This is a genomic window from Methylobacillus sp. MM3, from assembly GCF_001645185.1.
Lineage (GTDB): Bacteria > Pseudomonadota > Gammaproteobacteria > Burkholderiales > Methylophilaceae > MM2.
Genome location: NZ_LXTQ01000001.1, coordinates 780,707 through 796,070 on the forward strand (window position 1 = coordinate 780,707; position 15,364 = coordinate 796,070).

The window sequence follows — 15,364 nt, forward strand, 5'->3', positions numbered from 1 at the left end:
GAATCATCATGCCAAGAGGAGTCAGCCCCAAGCGAGAACGTGAATACAAGAAACTGGAACACAAGTTCGAGAAGGAACATCGTTACCCGGGCCGCGAAGAAGAAGTCGCGGCACGTATCGTCAACAAGCAACGCAAGATGTATGGCGAGACCAAGGATGAAAAGGAGAAGGATGCACGCGGCCAATCGCCGGATCGCAACCTCCCCTTGCCTGACTTCCAGAAACTGACCATCCGTCAGGTGGAGCGGCAGATGGAGTCCCTTTCCGCCGCCCAATTGCGGAAAATTCGCGCTTATGAATTGAAACACAAGCACCGAAAGGGCTTGCTGACCAGCATCGACCGCAAGCTGTCGGCGCATTAAGCACTTGTCAGACCGTCTCAAACATAGTGTTGCAGGGCAACGAACTGCGTTATCCGCCCGTATTTGTAAAAACGGCCTGGACATTCCAGGCCGTTTTACCGCCTACCCTCCGGCATGCGGCTTGTTACGAAACGTTACCGATTCTTGTGGCTTTGGCTACCCGCCTTGGAATGTTGTTCACTGCTGCCGCCACGGCTAGGCGAACTCTTGGATTGCGAAGAATTCTTGTGGCTCTGGCTGCCAGCCTTGGCATGTTGCTCAGGGGTGCCGCCACGCGTGGATTTTTGCTCAGGCATCATTTGCTCCTTCTCATTTAAAGAAAAAACGTTGCCGTTCAAAACCAGCAACGTGAGCTCATGCTACCGCTGCCGACCGCTCACTTTAAGGGATCAGCGTCCGATTTACATGTCGGAATTTCATTACATAATTATTGTTTTATAAAGGCTTTTAACTCCTACAGGATTATAGGAAGAACGCCGACATTTTTAATCCCGCGAAAAATTATGATGGGCTCATCGAGAGTTTTCAACGTCGTCACAACAACCCTCAGGAGTCATCAAAATGCAACATACGCAAACCTCACGCTCAACTTCAACTTCCAAATCATCCAAACTTGCATCCATGGATGCGATGGAAATGTTAATGGACGATCACAAAAAAGTGCAGAAGATGTTCAAGGATTTCGAGAAGCTGTCGAGCAGCGACAAATCCACCAAGCGCGAAAAGGCTGAACTGGCCAAAATGATCTGTCAGGAACTCAAGGTGCACGCCACCTTGGAAGAAGAAATTTTCTACCCGGCGGTACGCGAGGCCATCAATGCCTCCGATATCATGAACGAAGCCGCCGTCGAACATGAGTGCGCCAAGTCCTTGATCGGTCAGATCGAAACTTGCGAACCGAGCGACGAACATTACGATGCGATGGTGATCGTGCTAGGCGAATACGTGAACCACCACATCGAGGAAGAAGAAAAGGAAATGTTCCCCAAGGTGAAGAAAAGCAAGCTGGATACAGCGGCGCTCGGGGAAGAAATAATGGAGCACAAACAGGAACTGCTAAAGCAGTTCCATCACTGACTCAGCCTGCGGAAAGCATGGAATGCGTGAGGACGCAAGCTCGCTATCTCAGGCGTGTTCCCAATACCGCAGCACCAGTTGCACATTGCGACTGCCGTTGTATTCGTTGACCTGTAACCGGTAAACAGCGCGTATGACCGCCGGCAACTGGTCGATGCAATTGAACAGGATCGCCTCGAAGCGACGCCCGGATTTTTCCAGGCGTAGCTTCAGGTGGCGCTCCCCCACAATCCGCTGCTCCGCCACCTGAAATGCATCGTCGAACTCCGGTGCGGCAAACCCTTGCCCCCACACATGATTTTCCAGCAACTCGGCGAGGCCGAGATCGATATCTTCCGGCGCAATCGGGCCATCGGTTTCGAGAATGGCTTCAAGATCGGCCGGGGTCAGCAGGCCGCGCACCACGGCCTCGAAAGCTGTCGAAAAGCGCTCAAAATCGCGTTCGGCAATGGATAGCCCCGCCGCCATCGCATGACCGCCAAACTTCAGGATCAAATCGGGATGGCGCTTGGACACCAGATCCAGCGCATCGCGCAGATGCAGCCCTGAAATCGAACGGCCGGAACCCTTGAGCACTCCGTCGCCACCCGGAGCGAACGCAATCACCGGCCGATGAAAGCGCTCCTTGATGCGCGAGGCGAGAATGCCGATCACGCCCTGGTGCCACTCGGGCTCGTAAATGCTGAGCGTGTAATGCTCGCCCGGATCGATCTCCTCAAGACTCAGCAGCGCGGATTCCTGCATGTCGGCTTCGATATCGCGCCGCTCGCGGTTGAGCGCGTCGAGCTGTTGCGCGAACAGCATCGCCTCGGCGCTCGTTTCCGCGAGCAGGCAGGCAATCCCCAATGACATATCCTGCAACCGCCCCGCCGCATTCAGCCGTGGCCCGGCGCCGAAACCGAAATCCTGTGCCGTGGCGCGGCGCAAATCGCGTCCCGCCACGCGCAACAGCGCCTCTACCCCCGGACAGGCCTTGCCGGCGCGTATGCGGCGCAGGCCCTGCTCGACCAGAATGCGGTTGTTGTCGTCCAGCCGCACCAGGTCGGCTACCGTGCCAAGCGCCACCAGGTCGAGCAGCTCGGTCAGGTTGGGTTCGGGCTTGCCGTCGTAAGCGCCGCGTGCGCGCAACTCGCTGCGCAATGCCAGCATCAGATAAAAAGCCACGCCCACGCCCGCCAGGTGTTTGCTGGGGAAGTCACAGCCCGGCTGGTTGGGGTTGATGATGCACGCCGCGTCGGGCAACTCATCGCCCGGCAAATGGTGATCCGTCACCAGCACTTCGATGCCGAGCCCCTTGGCGGCACGCACACCCTCGACGCTGGCAATGCCGTTATCCACGGTGATGATGAAATCCGGCTTGCGCTCGGCGGCCAACGCGACGATTTCCGGCGTCAAGCCGTAGCCGTATTCGAAGCGATTGGGGACGAGGTAGTCAACTTCACCGCCCATCATGCGCAGCCCGCGCACGCTCACTGCGCATGCCGTGGCGCCGTCGGTATCGTAGTCGGCCACCACCAGCAGGCGTTTTTTCTGCGCGATGGCATCCGCCAGCAGCGAGGCCATGCGGCCCAGGTCTTTCATCTGCGCCGGCGAAATCAGCCCGGCCAGGGAATATTCGAGCTGCGCCGGTGAAACAATGCCGCGGGCGGCCAGGATGCGCGCCAATACGCGATGACGCCCGGACTGCTGCAAGGTTTCCGCCTGTTCGGAGCCGAAACTGCGGGTCACGATACTAACCAAGATAACTCTCCAGAGGCCGCGCGCGGCGCCAGAATTTCCAAAGATCGGCGCGCGTCACGGTAAAGCTGTATACGGTGTCGCCGGCGAGATGCAACGTCAATCGCGCCACATGGCCTTTGCGCAGCATATCCAGCAACGGAGCGAACCAGTCTTTTTCCAGTCGCTCCAGTGCCTGTTGCGGCTCCATCGAAGACAAACGCGGATGTACCACGAGATGCTCGCCGGCATCATGCGCCTGCCGCAGCCAGTCCCGAGCGGAAGACGGCAGCACCGCCAGGCGGCTTTGATGCACCATCGCCAAGCCGCGCGCCAGCGCGTCATCCGCCCAGATCGACAACTCCGGTTGCGGCGCTCTGGCAATCAATTCGCCGCCGCCCCACAGCCAGACGCTATTTACCGGCATTTCCCCGCCCTGTTCCAGATCGGCGTTGACGGGATGCGCGTGCAGCAGCATTTGCAGTTCGTTCAGCAAGCCGTGCCATTTCAGGCCGTCACCACCTTGCGGCAAGTATGGCTGGATATCGCGCCCCATCACCTGCGCCAGAGGATGTGTGCGCAGATCGGGCCGCTGCGCGAGATCGAGATACCAGCGCCGCGCGTCGGCCGCATGGAAGCACATGCCATCGGCTGCGAAATGGCGGTTCAGCGCGTCAACGAACTGTTGCGCCTGTTCCATCCGCAACGCGGGCGTACATTCGGCGAGGGCAAAGCTGTCGCGATGCAACACCAGCGAAACCGGGTCGGCACAAAGCCAGTAGCCGTCCGGCTGCAAGCCGTCGCCCAGCGCGGCAAAAGGCGCTGCCGGAATATCCTGCTGTGGTGCGACATCGAACCGGCGGCATAGCCAATCGGCGGCATTGCCCGCAAACTCGCGTTGCGCGTGACGCAAAAGCGTGCCCAATGCAGGCCCGGCTGCAGAGGCAGCAAGCGTGCCGCGGGCAAAGCCCGGCAACAGCAGTTGGCAATGCAATTCGGATTTCAATGTCGTTACAATCAAAGTGCGCTAGTATTCGCCATATTTCAAAAAAAGCATCGTCACGATGGAACTAATATTGTGGCGCCATGCGGAAGCTGAGGACAGTATTCCCGACATGGCGCGAGAACTGACTTCCAAGGGACAAAAGCAGGCCAGACACATGGCCGCCTGGCTGAAGCCTCGCCTGCCGGAAGGCACTCGCATACTCGTCAGCCCTGCGCGGCGCACCCAGCAAACCGCAGCAGCGCTCGGCGTGGATTTTAGCACGCTGGAAGCCCTCGCTCCGGATACCACGGCGGAAGCCGTGCTCGCGGCGGCCGGCTGGCCGAATCACTCGCAAAGCGCGCTGATCGTCGGCCACCAGCCGACCCTGGGTGAAGTCGCATCCATCATTCTTGAAAGCGCGATTCCTTCCATGAGCATCAAGAAAGGTGCCGTCTGGTGGTTTAGCGCACGGCGCGGCGACCCGCAGGATATCGCCCTCAAGGCCATGATTTCTCCGGACATGTTGCAGGACTGATCGGCGGCGATGGCCATCCAGCGCTTACTTGTGGTTCTTTGCGTAGCCTGGCCCTGTCATGCCTTTGCCGCCGATGTTACCGAGCTGAGCGAGGAAGCCTACCTTGGCGAGATGCCCACGGTACTGACCGTGTCGCGCCTTGCGCAGCCGGTGGATGAAAGTCCATCGGCGGTCACCGTCATCGACGAGGAAACAATACGCGCATCCGGAGTCGTCGACCTCGCCGATATTTTCCGCCTGGTGCCCGGCATGTACGTCGGCCACAACGCCGGCTATTTTCATACCGTCAACCCCACCGTCAGCTACCACGGGCTGACCGATGCCTACTCGCGCCGCATGCAGGTGCTGATCGATGGGCGCTCGGTTTACTCGCCGATCTACGGCGGCGTGCAGTGGAGCGACATCCCGCTTGCCATCGAGGATATCGCCCGCATCGAAGTCACGCGCGGCCCGAATTCCGCCAGCCACGGCGCGAACTCGTTTCTCGGCGTCATCAACATCATCACCAAACATACCTCGGAAACCCTGGGCAACATGGCGGTGCTGACTTCGGGCAGTGATCGCAAAGGCCTGACATTGCGCCACGGCGGCAAAGAGGGCGACTTGCAGTACCGCATCACGGCAGGCCTGAAAAACGATCAAGGCATCCAGGCGCGTAATGACGACAAGCGCATCCGCATTCTCAACCTGCGCGCCGACTATCGCCTCAACGCGCAGGACGAGCTGGAGTTCCAGTTCGGCTACAACGGCGGCGACCGCGAAGAAGGCATGCTGGAAGAAGATGCGCTGGTGTTCCTGCCACGCACCAAAGAGGTCTACAACCATTTCGAACAATTGAACTGGCGCCGCACGCTCGGGCCGGAAGCCGAATTCAAAATCCAGGCCTATCACTCGTACGATGTCTCGGACGATCATGTGCGATCAGCCGATCTGTCCTTCCTCCCCGTCCCGCTACTGAATCCCAGGCTAGCGTTCGATCACGAGGTGATGACCGAACGCTACGATCTGGAAGCGCAACATACCTTTGCCCCCAGCGCCACCACCCGCCTGGCCTGGGGTGGCGGCCTTCGTCTCGACCGCACGCGATCGGAGGTGTTTCTGGGAACCGACGACACGGAACGCTTCCGCCTTTCGCGCCTGTTCGGGCATCTTGAATGGAATCCTGTCCAACGGCTGATTGTGAATGCCGGCGCCATGCTGGAACACAACAGCATGACCGGGTCCGACCTGACGCCGCGCTTCAGCGTCAATTACAAGCTCGCTCCCGGCCATACCTTGCGTGCGGGCATCTCCACGGCAACGCGAACCCCCACGCTGCTGGAAGAGAAATTCAACATGCGCATTCTGATTCCTACTGCCGTGCCCGGGTTGACGCTCTTCGAGCAGCAGTTTCTCAATCCGGGCAGATTATCGCCGGAACGCATCACTTCCCGCGAACTGGGCTATCAAGGCCAAGTGGGCGCGCTGTCGCTGGATGCCCGTTTATTTCACGATCAGATCCGCGATGTCATCGCCCAATACCGGATAGAGCCTTTTCCCCATCCGGCCGATTTGACGCCGATTTCCGACCGCACCCTGGGCAACCGCAACAGCAGCGACCTGACGGTTCACGGCTTCGAAGCACAGGCGCAACTGCGGCTCGGATCGCACACCCGCATCATCGGCAATTTTTCCCACATCCGCATCAATCCGGACATGGATACCACCTTCACCAGCAGCAGTGAAGCCTCGCGTTTCGAAGAACTGCAAGCGTCGATGCCGGTCAACAGCTTCAGCCTGCTGGCCTGGCATCGTTTCGGCAGCGGCTGGATGGGCACGGTCGGCTATTACCAATTGGGCGAGACGAAAATGCCCGGCGACGGCAATCACGTTGACTCTGCCCGCCACTGGGATCTCCGGCTGGCCCGCAGTTTCACCCTGGGCAGAACACAAAACCAGATTTCCCTGACCTCGCAGAATGCCTTCGATTACGACTATCAGGAATTTGCCCGCTACAACAGCATGCAGCGGCGCACCTATCTTCAGTACCGCGTGGACTTTTAGCGCATGTTGCGCAGCGCCCTGACACTGCTTGCCTGTCTCATTCCACTGATGGCCTTCGCGCCTGCCGCATGCGCCTACGATCGCATTGTCGTGCTCGTCGGCAACACCTCGAATACCAGCGATGAATTCATCCGGGAATTCAAGGGACGCCTGGGCAATCGCAGCGGCCGCCAGATCAGCGTGCGCGGCATCGCCGACACGCCGGCTTTTCAAGCCGACAAGGGAGCATTGGTCGTCGCAGTGGGTGTCCAGGCGCTGCAATATGCCGCCAGGCAGAACGGAAACCAGGCCGTGCTCGGGGTTCTGATTCCGCAGCCGGCCTTCGAGAAAATCCGCGCATCCGCAAGTAACAACAACCTCTCCGCCATCGTCCTCGACCAACCGCCATCCCGTCAGATGCGGTTGCTGCATATGCTGCTCCCGCAAGCGAAGAACATCGGCATCCTGCTCGGGCCAATCTCAACGCGCAGCAACGGATTCCTCGCCAAGGCGGCGGCTGATAACGACCTCAAGGCGATCATGGCCACCATCCAGACGGAAGGCGATCTCACGCCTGCCTTGAAACCATTGCTTGAGCTCTCTGACGCGCTTCTCGCCGTGCCCGATCCGCTGGTACACCAGCCCGGCACCGCGCAAACCTTGTTGCTCACCAGCTACCGTTACCAGAAACCGGTCATTGGCTATTCGCAGGCTTACGTAACCGCCGGGGCACTCGCGGCGGTTTACAGCAGTCCGTCCGACATTGCACGCCAGGCGGCAGAAGTCGCCGACCAATTTCCCGAGCGGCAGAAAGCCTTGCCGCCCCTCCAGCCACCACGCTATTTTTCCGTCGGCATCAATCGTCAGGTTGCGCGTTCGCTCGGCCTCGATCTTCAGGATGCAGAGTCGCTGACGGAATCCCTGATGAAGGAAGAGCAATAGCATGAAAACTTTTGCCGATATACGAACCCGCGTACTCGTGCTGGCCATCTTGCCAGCGCTGATCATCGCCGTGCTGCTGACGGCGCACTCCACCCGACAAAGCCTGTCCGAACTGGACAGCGGCCTGCATGAGCGCGGGCGCATCATCGCGCTGCAATTGGCAGCCGCTTCCGAATATGGCGTGGTGTCGGGCAATACCGCCATCCTGCAAAACCTGGTGCAACACACGATGACGCAGGAAAACGACATTCAGGCCGTGCTGGTGACGGACAACCAGGGCCGCACCATGGCGGTAAGCGGAAAACCCATCCTGCAGGAAGTTATCGCTGCAGAAAGCAAGACAGACCGGCCAAGCGAATGGAATACCGACGGGCAAATCATGTTCAGCGCGCCGGTCATCCGCAGCATGGTTGAAATCGACGATTACCAGAGTTTCTCCGGTGACGATACAAGCCGGGCAAGCAAGTTGGCAGGGCATGTATTCGTGGTGCTGGCGACCGCGGACCTCGCAAACCTCAAGGAAAACATGATCGGCCAGAATTTGCTGATCGGCCTGCTCGGGCTGGCGATCAGCGGCATCATCGGCTGGCGCATGGGGCGCGGTATCGCCAGGTCCATTCATGCAATGGCCGACGCGGTGGGGAAAGTTGCGGAAGGCCATCTCGACACCCGCGTACAGCAAGCCTCCTCGGGCGAACTGGGCGCGCTGGAACGGGGATTCAACGAGATGTCCACACGGCTGCAACTGGCGCACGGCACAATGCAGGAACGCATCGACGAAGCTACGCAGCAACTCAGCTACCAGGCGCGCCACGACGTGCTGACCGGGCTGATCAACCGCCGCGAGATCGAGGCACGGCTGGAACGCGCGCTGGCGAATGCGCGCGAGCTTGGCACGCAGCATGTGTTCTGCTACATGGATCTTGACCAGTTCAAGATCGTCAACGACACCTGCGGACACCATGCCGGCGATACCCTGCTGCGACAGCTGAGCCTGATCCTGCGTCAGCGCATCCGCGAAGAAGACACGCTGGCGCGTCTCGGCGGCGACGAATTCGGCCTGCTGCTGCAAAACTGCTCCATCCATGATGCGCGCCAGATGGCGCAGGAACTGCTGGATATCGTGGGCGAGTTCCGCTTTGTGCATGAAGACAAGATTTTCGGCGTAGGCGTCAGCATCGGAATGATTGCCATCACGGCCCAGACGGCGTCCGTCGAGAACCTGCTGAGCGCCTCCGACAGCGCCTGCTTCGCCGCCAAGGACAATGGGCGCAACCGCATTCATATATTCGAGCCGGAAGACGACGACCTGGCGCGGCGGCACGGCGAAATGCAATGGATCGCCCGCATCACCCAGGCGCTCGAGGAAAACCGCTTCTGCCTGTACTGCCAGCCCATCCTGCCACTGGGCTCGAACACCGACGAGAACCGCTATTTCGAAATACTGCTGCGCAAGCTCGGGCCGGAAGGCAAGATCATTCCGCCCATGGCATTCATTCCGGCGGCAGAGCGCTTTCACATGATGCCGGCCATCGACCGCTGGGTGATCCGCAACGCCCTGGCCGTCTACCGCGAGATGCTGAACAAGCGCGGCAGCGAAATACAGTGCGTGTTCACCATCAACCTGTCCGGCGTTTCGCTGGGCGACCCGGAACTGCTCGGCTACATCATGGACCAGATGATCCTGCACGGCGTACCGCCGACCGGCATCTGCTTCGAGATCACCGAAACCGCGGCCATCGTCAACCTCGCCCATACCATAGAACTGATCAAGACGCTGAAGGGTGTAGGCTGCGGATTCCTGCTGGACGACTTCGGCAGCGGCATGTCGTCTTTCGCTTATCTCAAGAACCTGCAAGTGGACTTCATCAAGATCGACGGCGCTTTCGTGCGCGATATCGCCACCAACCCCATCGACCTGGCGATGGTGCAATCCATCCACGGCATCGCCAAGGCCATGCAGATCAAGACCATCGCGGAGTTCGTGGAAAGCGCCCAGGCGGTGGAAATACTTGAGACGATGGGGGTACACTACGGACAGGGCTTCCATCTCGGAAAGCCCGTACCGATCGAGCAGGCCATCATGAGCCTGGATCGGCAACCCTTGAAAACCGAGTCCCAGAATGGGCTCCAGGACTAATCACCGTGCGTACAGTATTGATTGCAAATCCCAAGGGCGGGAGCGGCAAAACCACGCTTGCCACCAACCTGGCCGGTTATTTCGCCACGCGCGGCCGCCGTGTCGTGCTCGCCGACCTCGACCGCCAGCAATCCTCGCTCGGCTGGTTGCAGCGCCGTCCATACAAGTTGCCGCTGATCCAGGGGGTTGACGGACGCAAGCACAGGGAGCCCGATCCCGGCGCGGAATGGACCATTCTCGATTCACCTGCTGCCTTGCACGGCGACAAGCTCGCTGAAGCGATCAAACTGGCGGATTGGGTGCTCGTGCCCATGCAGCCCTCGGCATTCGATATCGGCGCCACTCGCGAATTTCTGGACGCGCTGCGCGAGGAAAAGGCCGTACGCAAGGAGCGCGTCGCGGTCGGCCTCGTCGGCATGCGCGTGGATGCGCGCACCCACTCGGCCGCGACACTGAATCAATTCTTGAGCACGAGCGGTTTCGCCGTACCCACCAGCCTGCGCGACGCCCAGGTATACGCACTGGCAGCGGAGCAAGGCGCGAGCCTGTTCGACATCCGCCCGTCGCTGGTCGCACGCGACTTGCAGCAATGGGCGCCGCTACTCCACTGGCTGACCTCCACGGGCAAACATGCCCAATGAAGTAGAACTCAAGCTGCGCATTCGCGCCGCCGATGTCTCGCGTCTGCGCCATCATCCGGCGGTGCGGCAGGCACTCACAGGCAAACCCATCACGCGCCGCCTCACCAGCATCTATTACGACACCCCCGCGCTGGCCCTGCTGGACACCGACCTGAGCCTGCGCGTGCGGCGCATGTCCGGCGGCTGGTTCCAGGCGGTGAAAGGCGCCGGGCATTCGCTGGCCGGACTGCACCAGCGCATGGAATGGGAGGACATCATCGCCCACGGCGAACCGGACTTCAGCAAGATCACCGACCCGGCGCTGACCCAGGTTTTCGACGACCCCGACCTGCGCGCCGCGCTGCGGCCCATCTTCACCACCGACGTGCGGCGCACCGAATGGCAACTTGCGCCCGCCGAAGGCAGCCAGATCGAGATGGCGCTCGATCTCGGCGATCTCATCGTCGATGACAAGCGTGAGCCGATCTGCGAAGTCGAGCTGGAACTGAAGGCCGGCGAGCCCGTTCGCCTGTTCGAATTCGCGCTGACGCTGCTGGACGATATTCCTCTGTGGATCGAAAACGTCAGCAAGGCGCAGCGCGGCTATGCCCACTACCGGCCGCAACCGGCCCAGGCCAGGCGTGCGCGTGATGTAAGCCTGTATCGCAAGATGACAGTGGTCGAGGCCTGCCGGACCATTCTGTGGGAGTGCCTCGCGCATTTGCAGGGCAACCACGACGTGGTGGTATTTGGCAATGATGCGGAAGGCGTGCATCAGATGCGCGTCGCCTTGCGGCGCATGCGCTCGGCGATGGCGATCTTCGCCGAACACATGCCCCCTGCCGACGACCTCCGGGCGGAATTGAAATGGCTGGCAGCGACGCTGGGCGAAGCCCGCGATCTCGATGTCTTCCTGCAGGCAACCCTGCCGCCGATACGCCAGCAACTGGCACACCCCGGCCTGGAGAAGCTGGAGAAAAATGCGTGCCGGGCACAGCAGGGCGCGCACGAGGCCGTATCCGCCGCGCTCGATTCGCAGCGCTACCAGCGCCTGCTGCTGCGACTGGGCATCTGGATGGAACAGGCGCCGGCCGGCAAACACGCAACGACGCTGGACGCTTTCGCACGCGCTACCCTGCAAAAACGCCATCGCCGGCTGCGCAAGCACGGCAAGCGCTGGCACGAAATGTCGGGAGAAGAGCGCCACGCCGCCCGCATTGCCGCGAAAAAACTGCGATACGCCGCCGAATTCTTCGCGAGCCTGTATCCGACAGAGCAAACCCGGCCCTACCTGCGCCGCCTTGCGCGCATGCTTGACACCTTGGGCGAGCTCAACGACATGGCTGTCACGGACCGCCTGATCGCCCGATTGATGGGTAGCCGTCCGGGAAAGGCACTGGGCGAAGTGCCGCTGATCGTCAAGGGCTGGAATGCGTTGAGCACCCAACGCCAGCTAAAAAAACTGAAAGCAGACTGGAACCGCCTCTCCGACACCCGTCCGTTCTGGGAATGACGGACTGCGAATCCGAATCTTTTGTTATGATCCTGCCATTATTCAACTGTTGTTAAGGGAATATCATGAATCTGGAAAAAGTCGCCTTCGGCTTCTTCATCGTATTGGCGATGACGCTCAACTTCGGTTTTTTCATTGGAGACATGGGCAATCCCGAGTTTCATCATTCCTATGAGCTTTATGCAGCCATCGTGGTCAACCTGATCGCGACCGTACTGAAATTCGGTGACCGGACCCAGATCGGCGCCATCCATCTTTCCACCAGCCTGGTCGCCGATATCCAGTTGATTGCCGCCGCCGTCATCTGGGCCATATTCGGTGCCATGGGAGACACCCCGATCGCAACCAGCACCATGGTCAGCATCGTGTCGCTGTCGGGCGGCGCATTCCTGGCCAACGTCACCTCCGTGATCCTGCTGATCATCGAAACCATCATGTTGCGGCGCTAAACGCGCGGCGGGTTGTTGTGAACAGCATTTTCTTCCTGATCCTGCGGCGCATGCGCGCGCCGCTGATTACGCTGATCGTCAGCTACGGCATCGCCGTGTTCGGCTTTACGCTGATGCCCGGCCTGGACGCCCAGGGCCAGCCGTGGCAGATGAGCATCTTCGAAGCCTTCTATGTCATTAGCTACACCGCCACCACCATCGGTTTCGGCGAAATTCCCTACCCGTTCAGCCAGGCGCAACGGCTGTGGATGACGTTTTCGATCTATCTGACAGTCATTTCCTGGTTCTATGCCATCGGCAAGATCATCGCGCTGGCGCAGGATCCGGCATTGCGCCAGGCCATCACCCTGGCGCGCTTCGGCCGCACGGTAAGCAGCCTGTACGAGCCTTACTACATCGTCTGCGGCTACGGCGAAACCGGCAGCCTGCTGGTCGGCGCGCTGGACCAGAAAGGCATGCGGGTCGTTACCCTGGATATTGATCAGGAACGCATCAACGAACTGGAGCTACAGGACTATCAATCGCCGGTGCCGGGACTGTGCGCCGACGCCAAGCTGCCCGAAACGCTGCTGCAGGCAGGCATCCATCATCCGCATTGCCGCGGGATCGCGGCGCTCACCAATGACGACCATGTCAATCTCGCGGTGGCAGTGGCAGTCAAACTCATTAACCCGGAGCTGCCGGTGCTGTGTCGTGCCGAGCATATTGAAACGGCAGCCAACATGGCCTCGTTCGGCACCGATCACATCATCAACCCTTACGAACTGTTCGGCGAACACCTCGCCATGGAAATCCATTCGCTGGGCACCTACCTGCTGCACGAATGGCTGACCGGCGTGCCCGGTACCTCGCTGCCCTCTCCCGTGCCGCCGCCGGTCGGCCATTGGGTCGTGTGCGGCTACGGCCGTTTCGGCAAGGCCGTGGTCAGGAACCTGGAACAGGAAGGGGCCAGCATCCAGATCATCGAAGCCCAGCCCGAACTCACCGGCTGCGAAAACTTCATTCGCGGCAGCGGCACCGAGGCACATACCTTGATCGAAGCCGGAGTCGAACGGGCCGTCGGCATCGTCGCCGGCACTGACAACGACACCAATAACCTGTCGATCGCCATGACCGCGCTCGAGCTCAGGCCTGATCTCTTCGTGGTCATCCGCAAGAACCGGCGCTTCAACAGCGTTCTGTTCCGAAAATTCAACGCCGACATCACCATGCAGCTGAGCGACATCATCGCGCACGAATGCCTGGCCCACCTGATTACGCCGATGCTGGCACAATTCCTTCATCTCGCTCGTAGTCAGAGCAACGCCTGGGCCAACCAGCTCATCAGCCGACTGGTGGCCGTGGTCGGGGAAAACGTGCCGGAAACATGGGGTGCCTATATCAACATGGAGCGCTCGCCCGCAGTCATGTGTCTCCTTGAAGAAGGGAAACCCGTGACCCTGGAGCTGTTGACGAAAGACCCCTATAACCGCGAGCAACCCCTCTTTCTGGTGCCGCTGCTGCTGATCCGCGGCAATCAAAGCATGCTGCTGCCGGAACTGGAGACGCCTCTCCTTGCCGGCGACCGCATCCTGTTCTGCGGTACGCAAACGGCGAAGGCTGCCCATCCGCTGCTGGTACTGAACCAGAAAGTCCTGAGGTATGTACAGGAAGGCGTGGAAATTCCAGACAGCATTGTTTGGCGCTGGCTGGCCGAGCGGCAGCGATAGCTGCCAGCCTTCGAATCGTGCCCGTGCCTGCATACTAGGAATTCCATGCTCACTCCGCTTTTGCGCAACCCTGCCTTTCTGAAGCTGCTCGCCTTTCGTGTCCAGATCGTGCTGTCCTACCAGATGGTCGCGGTCGTGGTCGGCTGGCATATCTACGAACTCACGCGCGATCCGCTGGCGCTGGGGCTGATCGGGCTGGCAGAAGTCATCCCCTATTTCTGCTGTGCCCTGTTCGCAGGCTATGCGATCGACCATCACTCGCGCCGCATGTTCGGCGTGATGGCTTGCGTCATGCTCTTCCTGAATACACTGGTGTTGCTTGCCGTGTCTGCCGGCCTGATTTCGGGCGATCCCACGCTGTGGATTTACGGTTCCATTGTCCTCACCGGCATTGCGCGCGCCTTCATCGGCCCTTCCTACAATTCGCTATTCGCGATCATACTTCCGCGCCGGCAATATGCGCGCGCTGCCGGCATCGGCAGTTCCATTTTCCAGCTCGGATTGATCATCGGACCGGCGCTCGGCGGCATACTGGTCGGCTGGGCGGGCAAAACCACGGCATATGCCGTCGCCACGTTGCTGGCTTTGAGCGCCGCAGCCATGCTGCTTTCCCTGCGCGTCAAGGAGCCGGCGCCCGCCAAAAGCGCACCGGTATTCAAGAGCATCGCCGAAGGGCTGCGTTTTGTCGCCAAAAACCAGGTGATGCTTGCGGCCCAGACGCTGGACATGTTCGCCGTCCTCTTCGGCGGCGCGGTCGCCATGCTGCCGGCATTCATACATGAAATATTCCATTACGGGCCGGAAGGCCTGGGCATTTTGCGCGCAGCGCCGGCAATCGGCGCCGTGGCTACCGGCCTTTATCTCGCCCGCCATCCCATCGACAAGCACGCCGGGCGCTGGCTGCTCGGCGCCGTGGCCGGCTTCGGCCTGTGCATCATCGCCTTCGCGCTTTCCAAGAGCTTCTGGCTGGCCGGTATCATGCTCCTGCTTTCCGGCGCCTGCGACGGGGTGAGCGTGGTTTTGCGCAGCGCCATCATGCAATTGATGACACCCGATGCCATGCGTGGACGCGTCGCCGCCATCAACGGCATCTTCATCGGCTCCTCCAACGAACTCGGCGCGTTCGAGTCCGGCATCGCAGCACGGTTCCTGGGCCTCGTGCCGTCAGTGGTGTTCGGTGGCATGATGACCCTGGGGGTTGTCGGCGCAATGGCAAAACTGGCTCCGAAGCTACGGCGGCTGGAGTTGCGGGATTTGCATTGAAGGACTTTGTACGTCCGTTCATCCGTATCAA

General features: G+C 60.3%; 14 protein-coding genes. 11 read left to right on the forward strand and 3 right to left on the reverse strand.

The genetic code is table 11. The features are described from left to right. Positions 1–8: 8 nt before the first annotated feature. Positions 9–362: a hypothetical protein gene (locus tag A7976_RS03715; RefSeq protein WP_067107038.1), complete on the forward strand. Its 354-nt coding sequence runs from the start codon at positions 9–11 to the stop codon at positions 360–362. Between the two features lie 134 nt (positions 363–496). On the opposite strand, the gene A7976_RS03720 is transcribed toward A7976_RS03715, so the two are convergent. After that, positions 497–709 carry a hypothetical protein gene (locus A7976_RS03720; protein WP_067107041.1) on the reverse strand — a complete coding sequence of 71 codons (213 nt, stop codon included), beginning with the start codon at positions 707–709 and terminating at the stop codon, positions 497–499. Between the two features lie 295 nt (positions 710–1,004). On the opposite strand from A7976_RS03720, the gene A7976_RS03725 reads away from it, so the two are divergent. After that, positions 1,005–1,439, forward strand: coding sequence for a hemerythrin domain-containing protein (locus A7976_RS03725; protein ID WP_240483777.1), 435 nt, complete (start codon positions 1,005–1,007; stop codon positions 1,437–1,439). 48 nt (positions 1,440–1,487) lie between these two features. Here A7976_RS03725 and recJ read toward each other — a convergent pair whose 3' ends face one another. Both recJ and A7976_RS03735 read right to left on the reverse strand, forming a co-directional pair. Then, positions 1,488–3,179: a single-stranded-DNA-specific exonuclease RecJ gene (gene recJ / locus A7976_RS03730; RefSeq protein WP_067107044.1), complete on the reverse strand. Its 1,692-nt coding sequence runs from the start codon at positions 3,177–3,179 to the stop codon at positions 1,488–1,490. Beyond that, positions 3,172–4,149 (reverse strand): phosphoglycerate mutase, encoded by a 978-nt coding sequence (locus A7976_RS03735; RefSeq protein WP_131800992.1) that lies wholly within the window; start codon positions 4,147–4,149, stop codon positions 3,172–3,174. Before A7976_RS03735 ends, recJ begins: the two co-directional genes overlap by 8 nt. Positions 4,150–4,219: 70 nt before the next feature. Between A7976_RS03735 and A7976_RS03740 the strand changes: the two genes are divergently transcribed. The 9 genes from A7976_RS03740 (at position 4,220) to A7976_RS03780 (ending at position 15,333) form a co-directional block, all read left to right on the forward strand. Next, positions 4,220–4,675, forward strand: coding sequence for a histidine phosphatase family protein (locus tag A7976_RS03740; RefSeq protein WP_067107049.1), 456 nt, complete (start codon positions 4,220–4,222; stop codon positions 4,673–4,675). 9 nt (positions 4,676–4,684) lie between these two features. After that, positions 4,685–6,718, forward strand: a complete 2,034-nt coding sequence (locus A7976_RS03745; RefSeq protein ID WP_067107051.1) for a TonB-dependent siderophore receptor — start codon at positions 4,685–4,687, stop codon at positions 6,716–6,718. Positions 6,719–6,721: 3 nt separating this feature from the next. Further along, the gene (locus tag A7976_RS03750; protein ID WP_067107053.1) at positions 6,722–7,639 is read left to right on the forward strand and encodes an ABC transporter substrate-binding protein; all 918 of its coding nucleotides are present in this window, start codon (positions 6,722–6,724) and stop codon (positions 7,637–7,639) included. Between the two features lies 1 nt (position 7,640). Further along, positions 7,641–9,779, forward strand: coding sequence for an EAL domain-containing protein (locus A7976_RS03755; RefSeq protein ID WP_067107057.1), 2,139 nt, complete (start codon positions 7,641–7,643; stop codon positions 9,777–9,779). 5 nt (positions 9,780–9,784) lie between these two features. Then, entirely contained in the window at positions 9,785–10,420 is a 636-nt protein-coding gene (locus A7976_RS03760) for a ParA family protein (RefSeq protein ID WP_067107060.1), read from the forward strand. Beyond that, positions 10,410–11,912, forward strand: a complete 1,503-nt coding sequence (locus A7976_RS03765; protein ID WP_067107063.1) for a CYTH and CHAD domain-containing protein — start codon at positions 10,410–10,412, stop codon at positions 11,910–11,912. The genes A7976_RS03760 and A7976_RS03765 overlap by 11 nt, the downstream gene beginning before the upstream one ends. 65 nt (positions 11,913–11,977) lie before the next feature. Beyond that, positions 11,978–12,361 (forward strand): DUF6394 family protein, encoded by a 384-nt coding sequence (locus tag A7976_RS03770; RefSeq protein WP_067107066.1) that lies wholly within the window; start codon positions 11,978–11,980, stop codon positions 12,359–12,361. Positions 12,362–12,378: 17 nt separating this feature from the next. Beyond that, positions 12,379–14,070, forward strand: coding sequence for a TrkA family potassium uptake protein (locus A7976_RS03775; protein WP_067107069.1), 1,692 nt, complete (start codon positions 12,379–12,381; stop codon positions 14,068–14,070). A 45-nt stretch (positions 14,071–14,115) separates the two neighbouring features. Beyond that, a complete protein-coding gene (locus tag A7976_RS03780; RefSeq protein ID WP_067107072.1) occupies positions 14,116–15,333 on the forward strand; it encodes an MFS transporter in 1,218 nt (405 codons plus the stop codon). Positions 15,334–15,364: the final 31 nt, after the last annotated feature.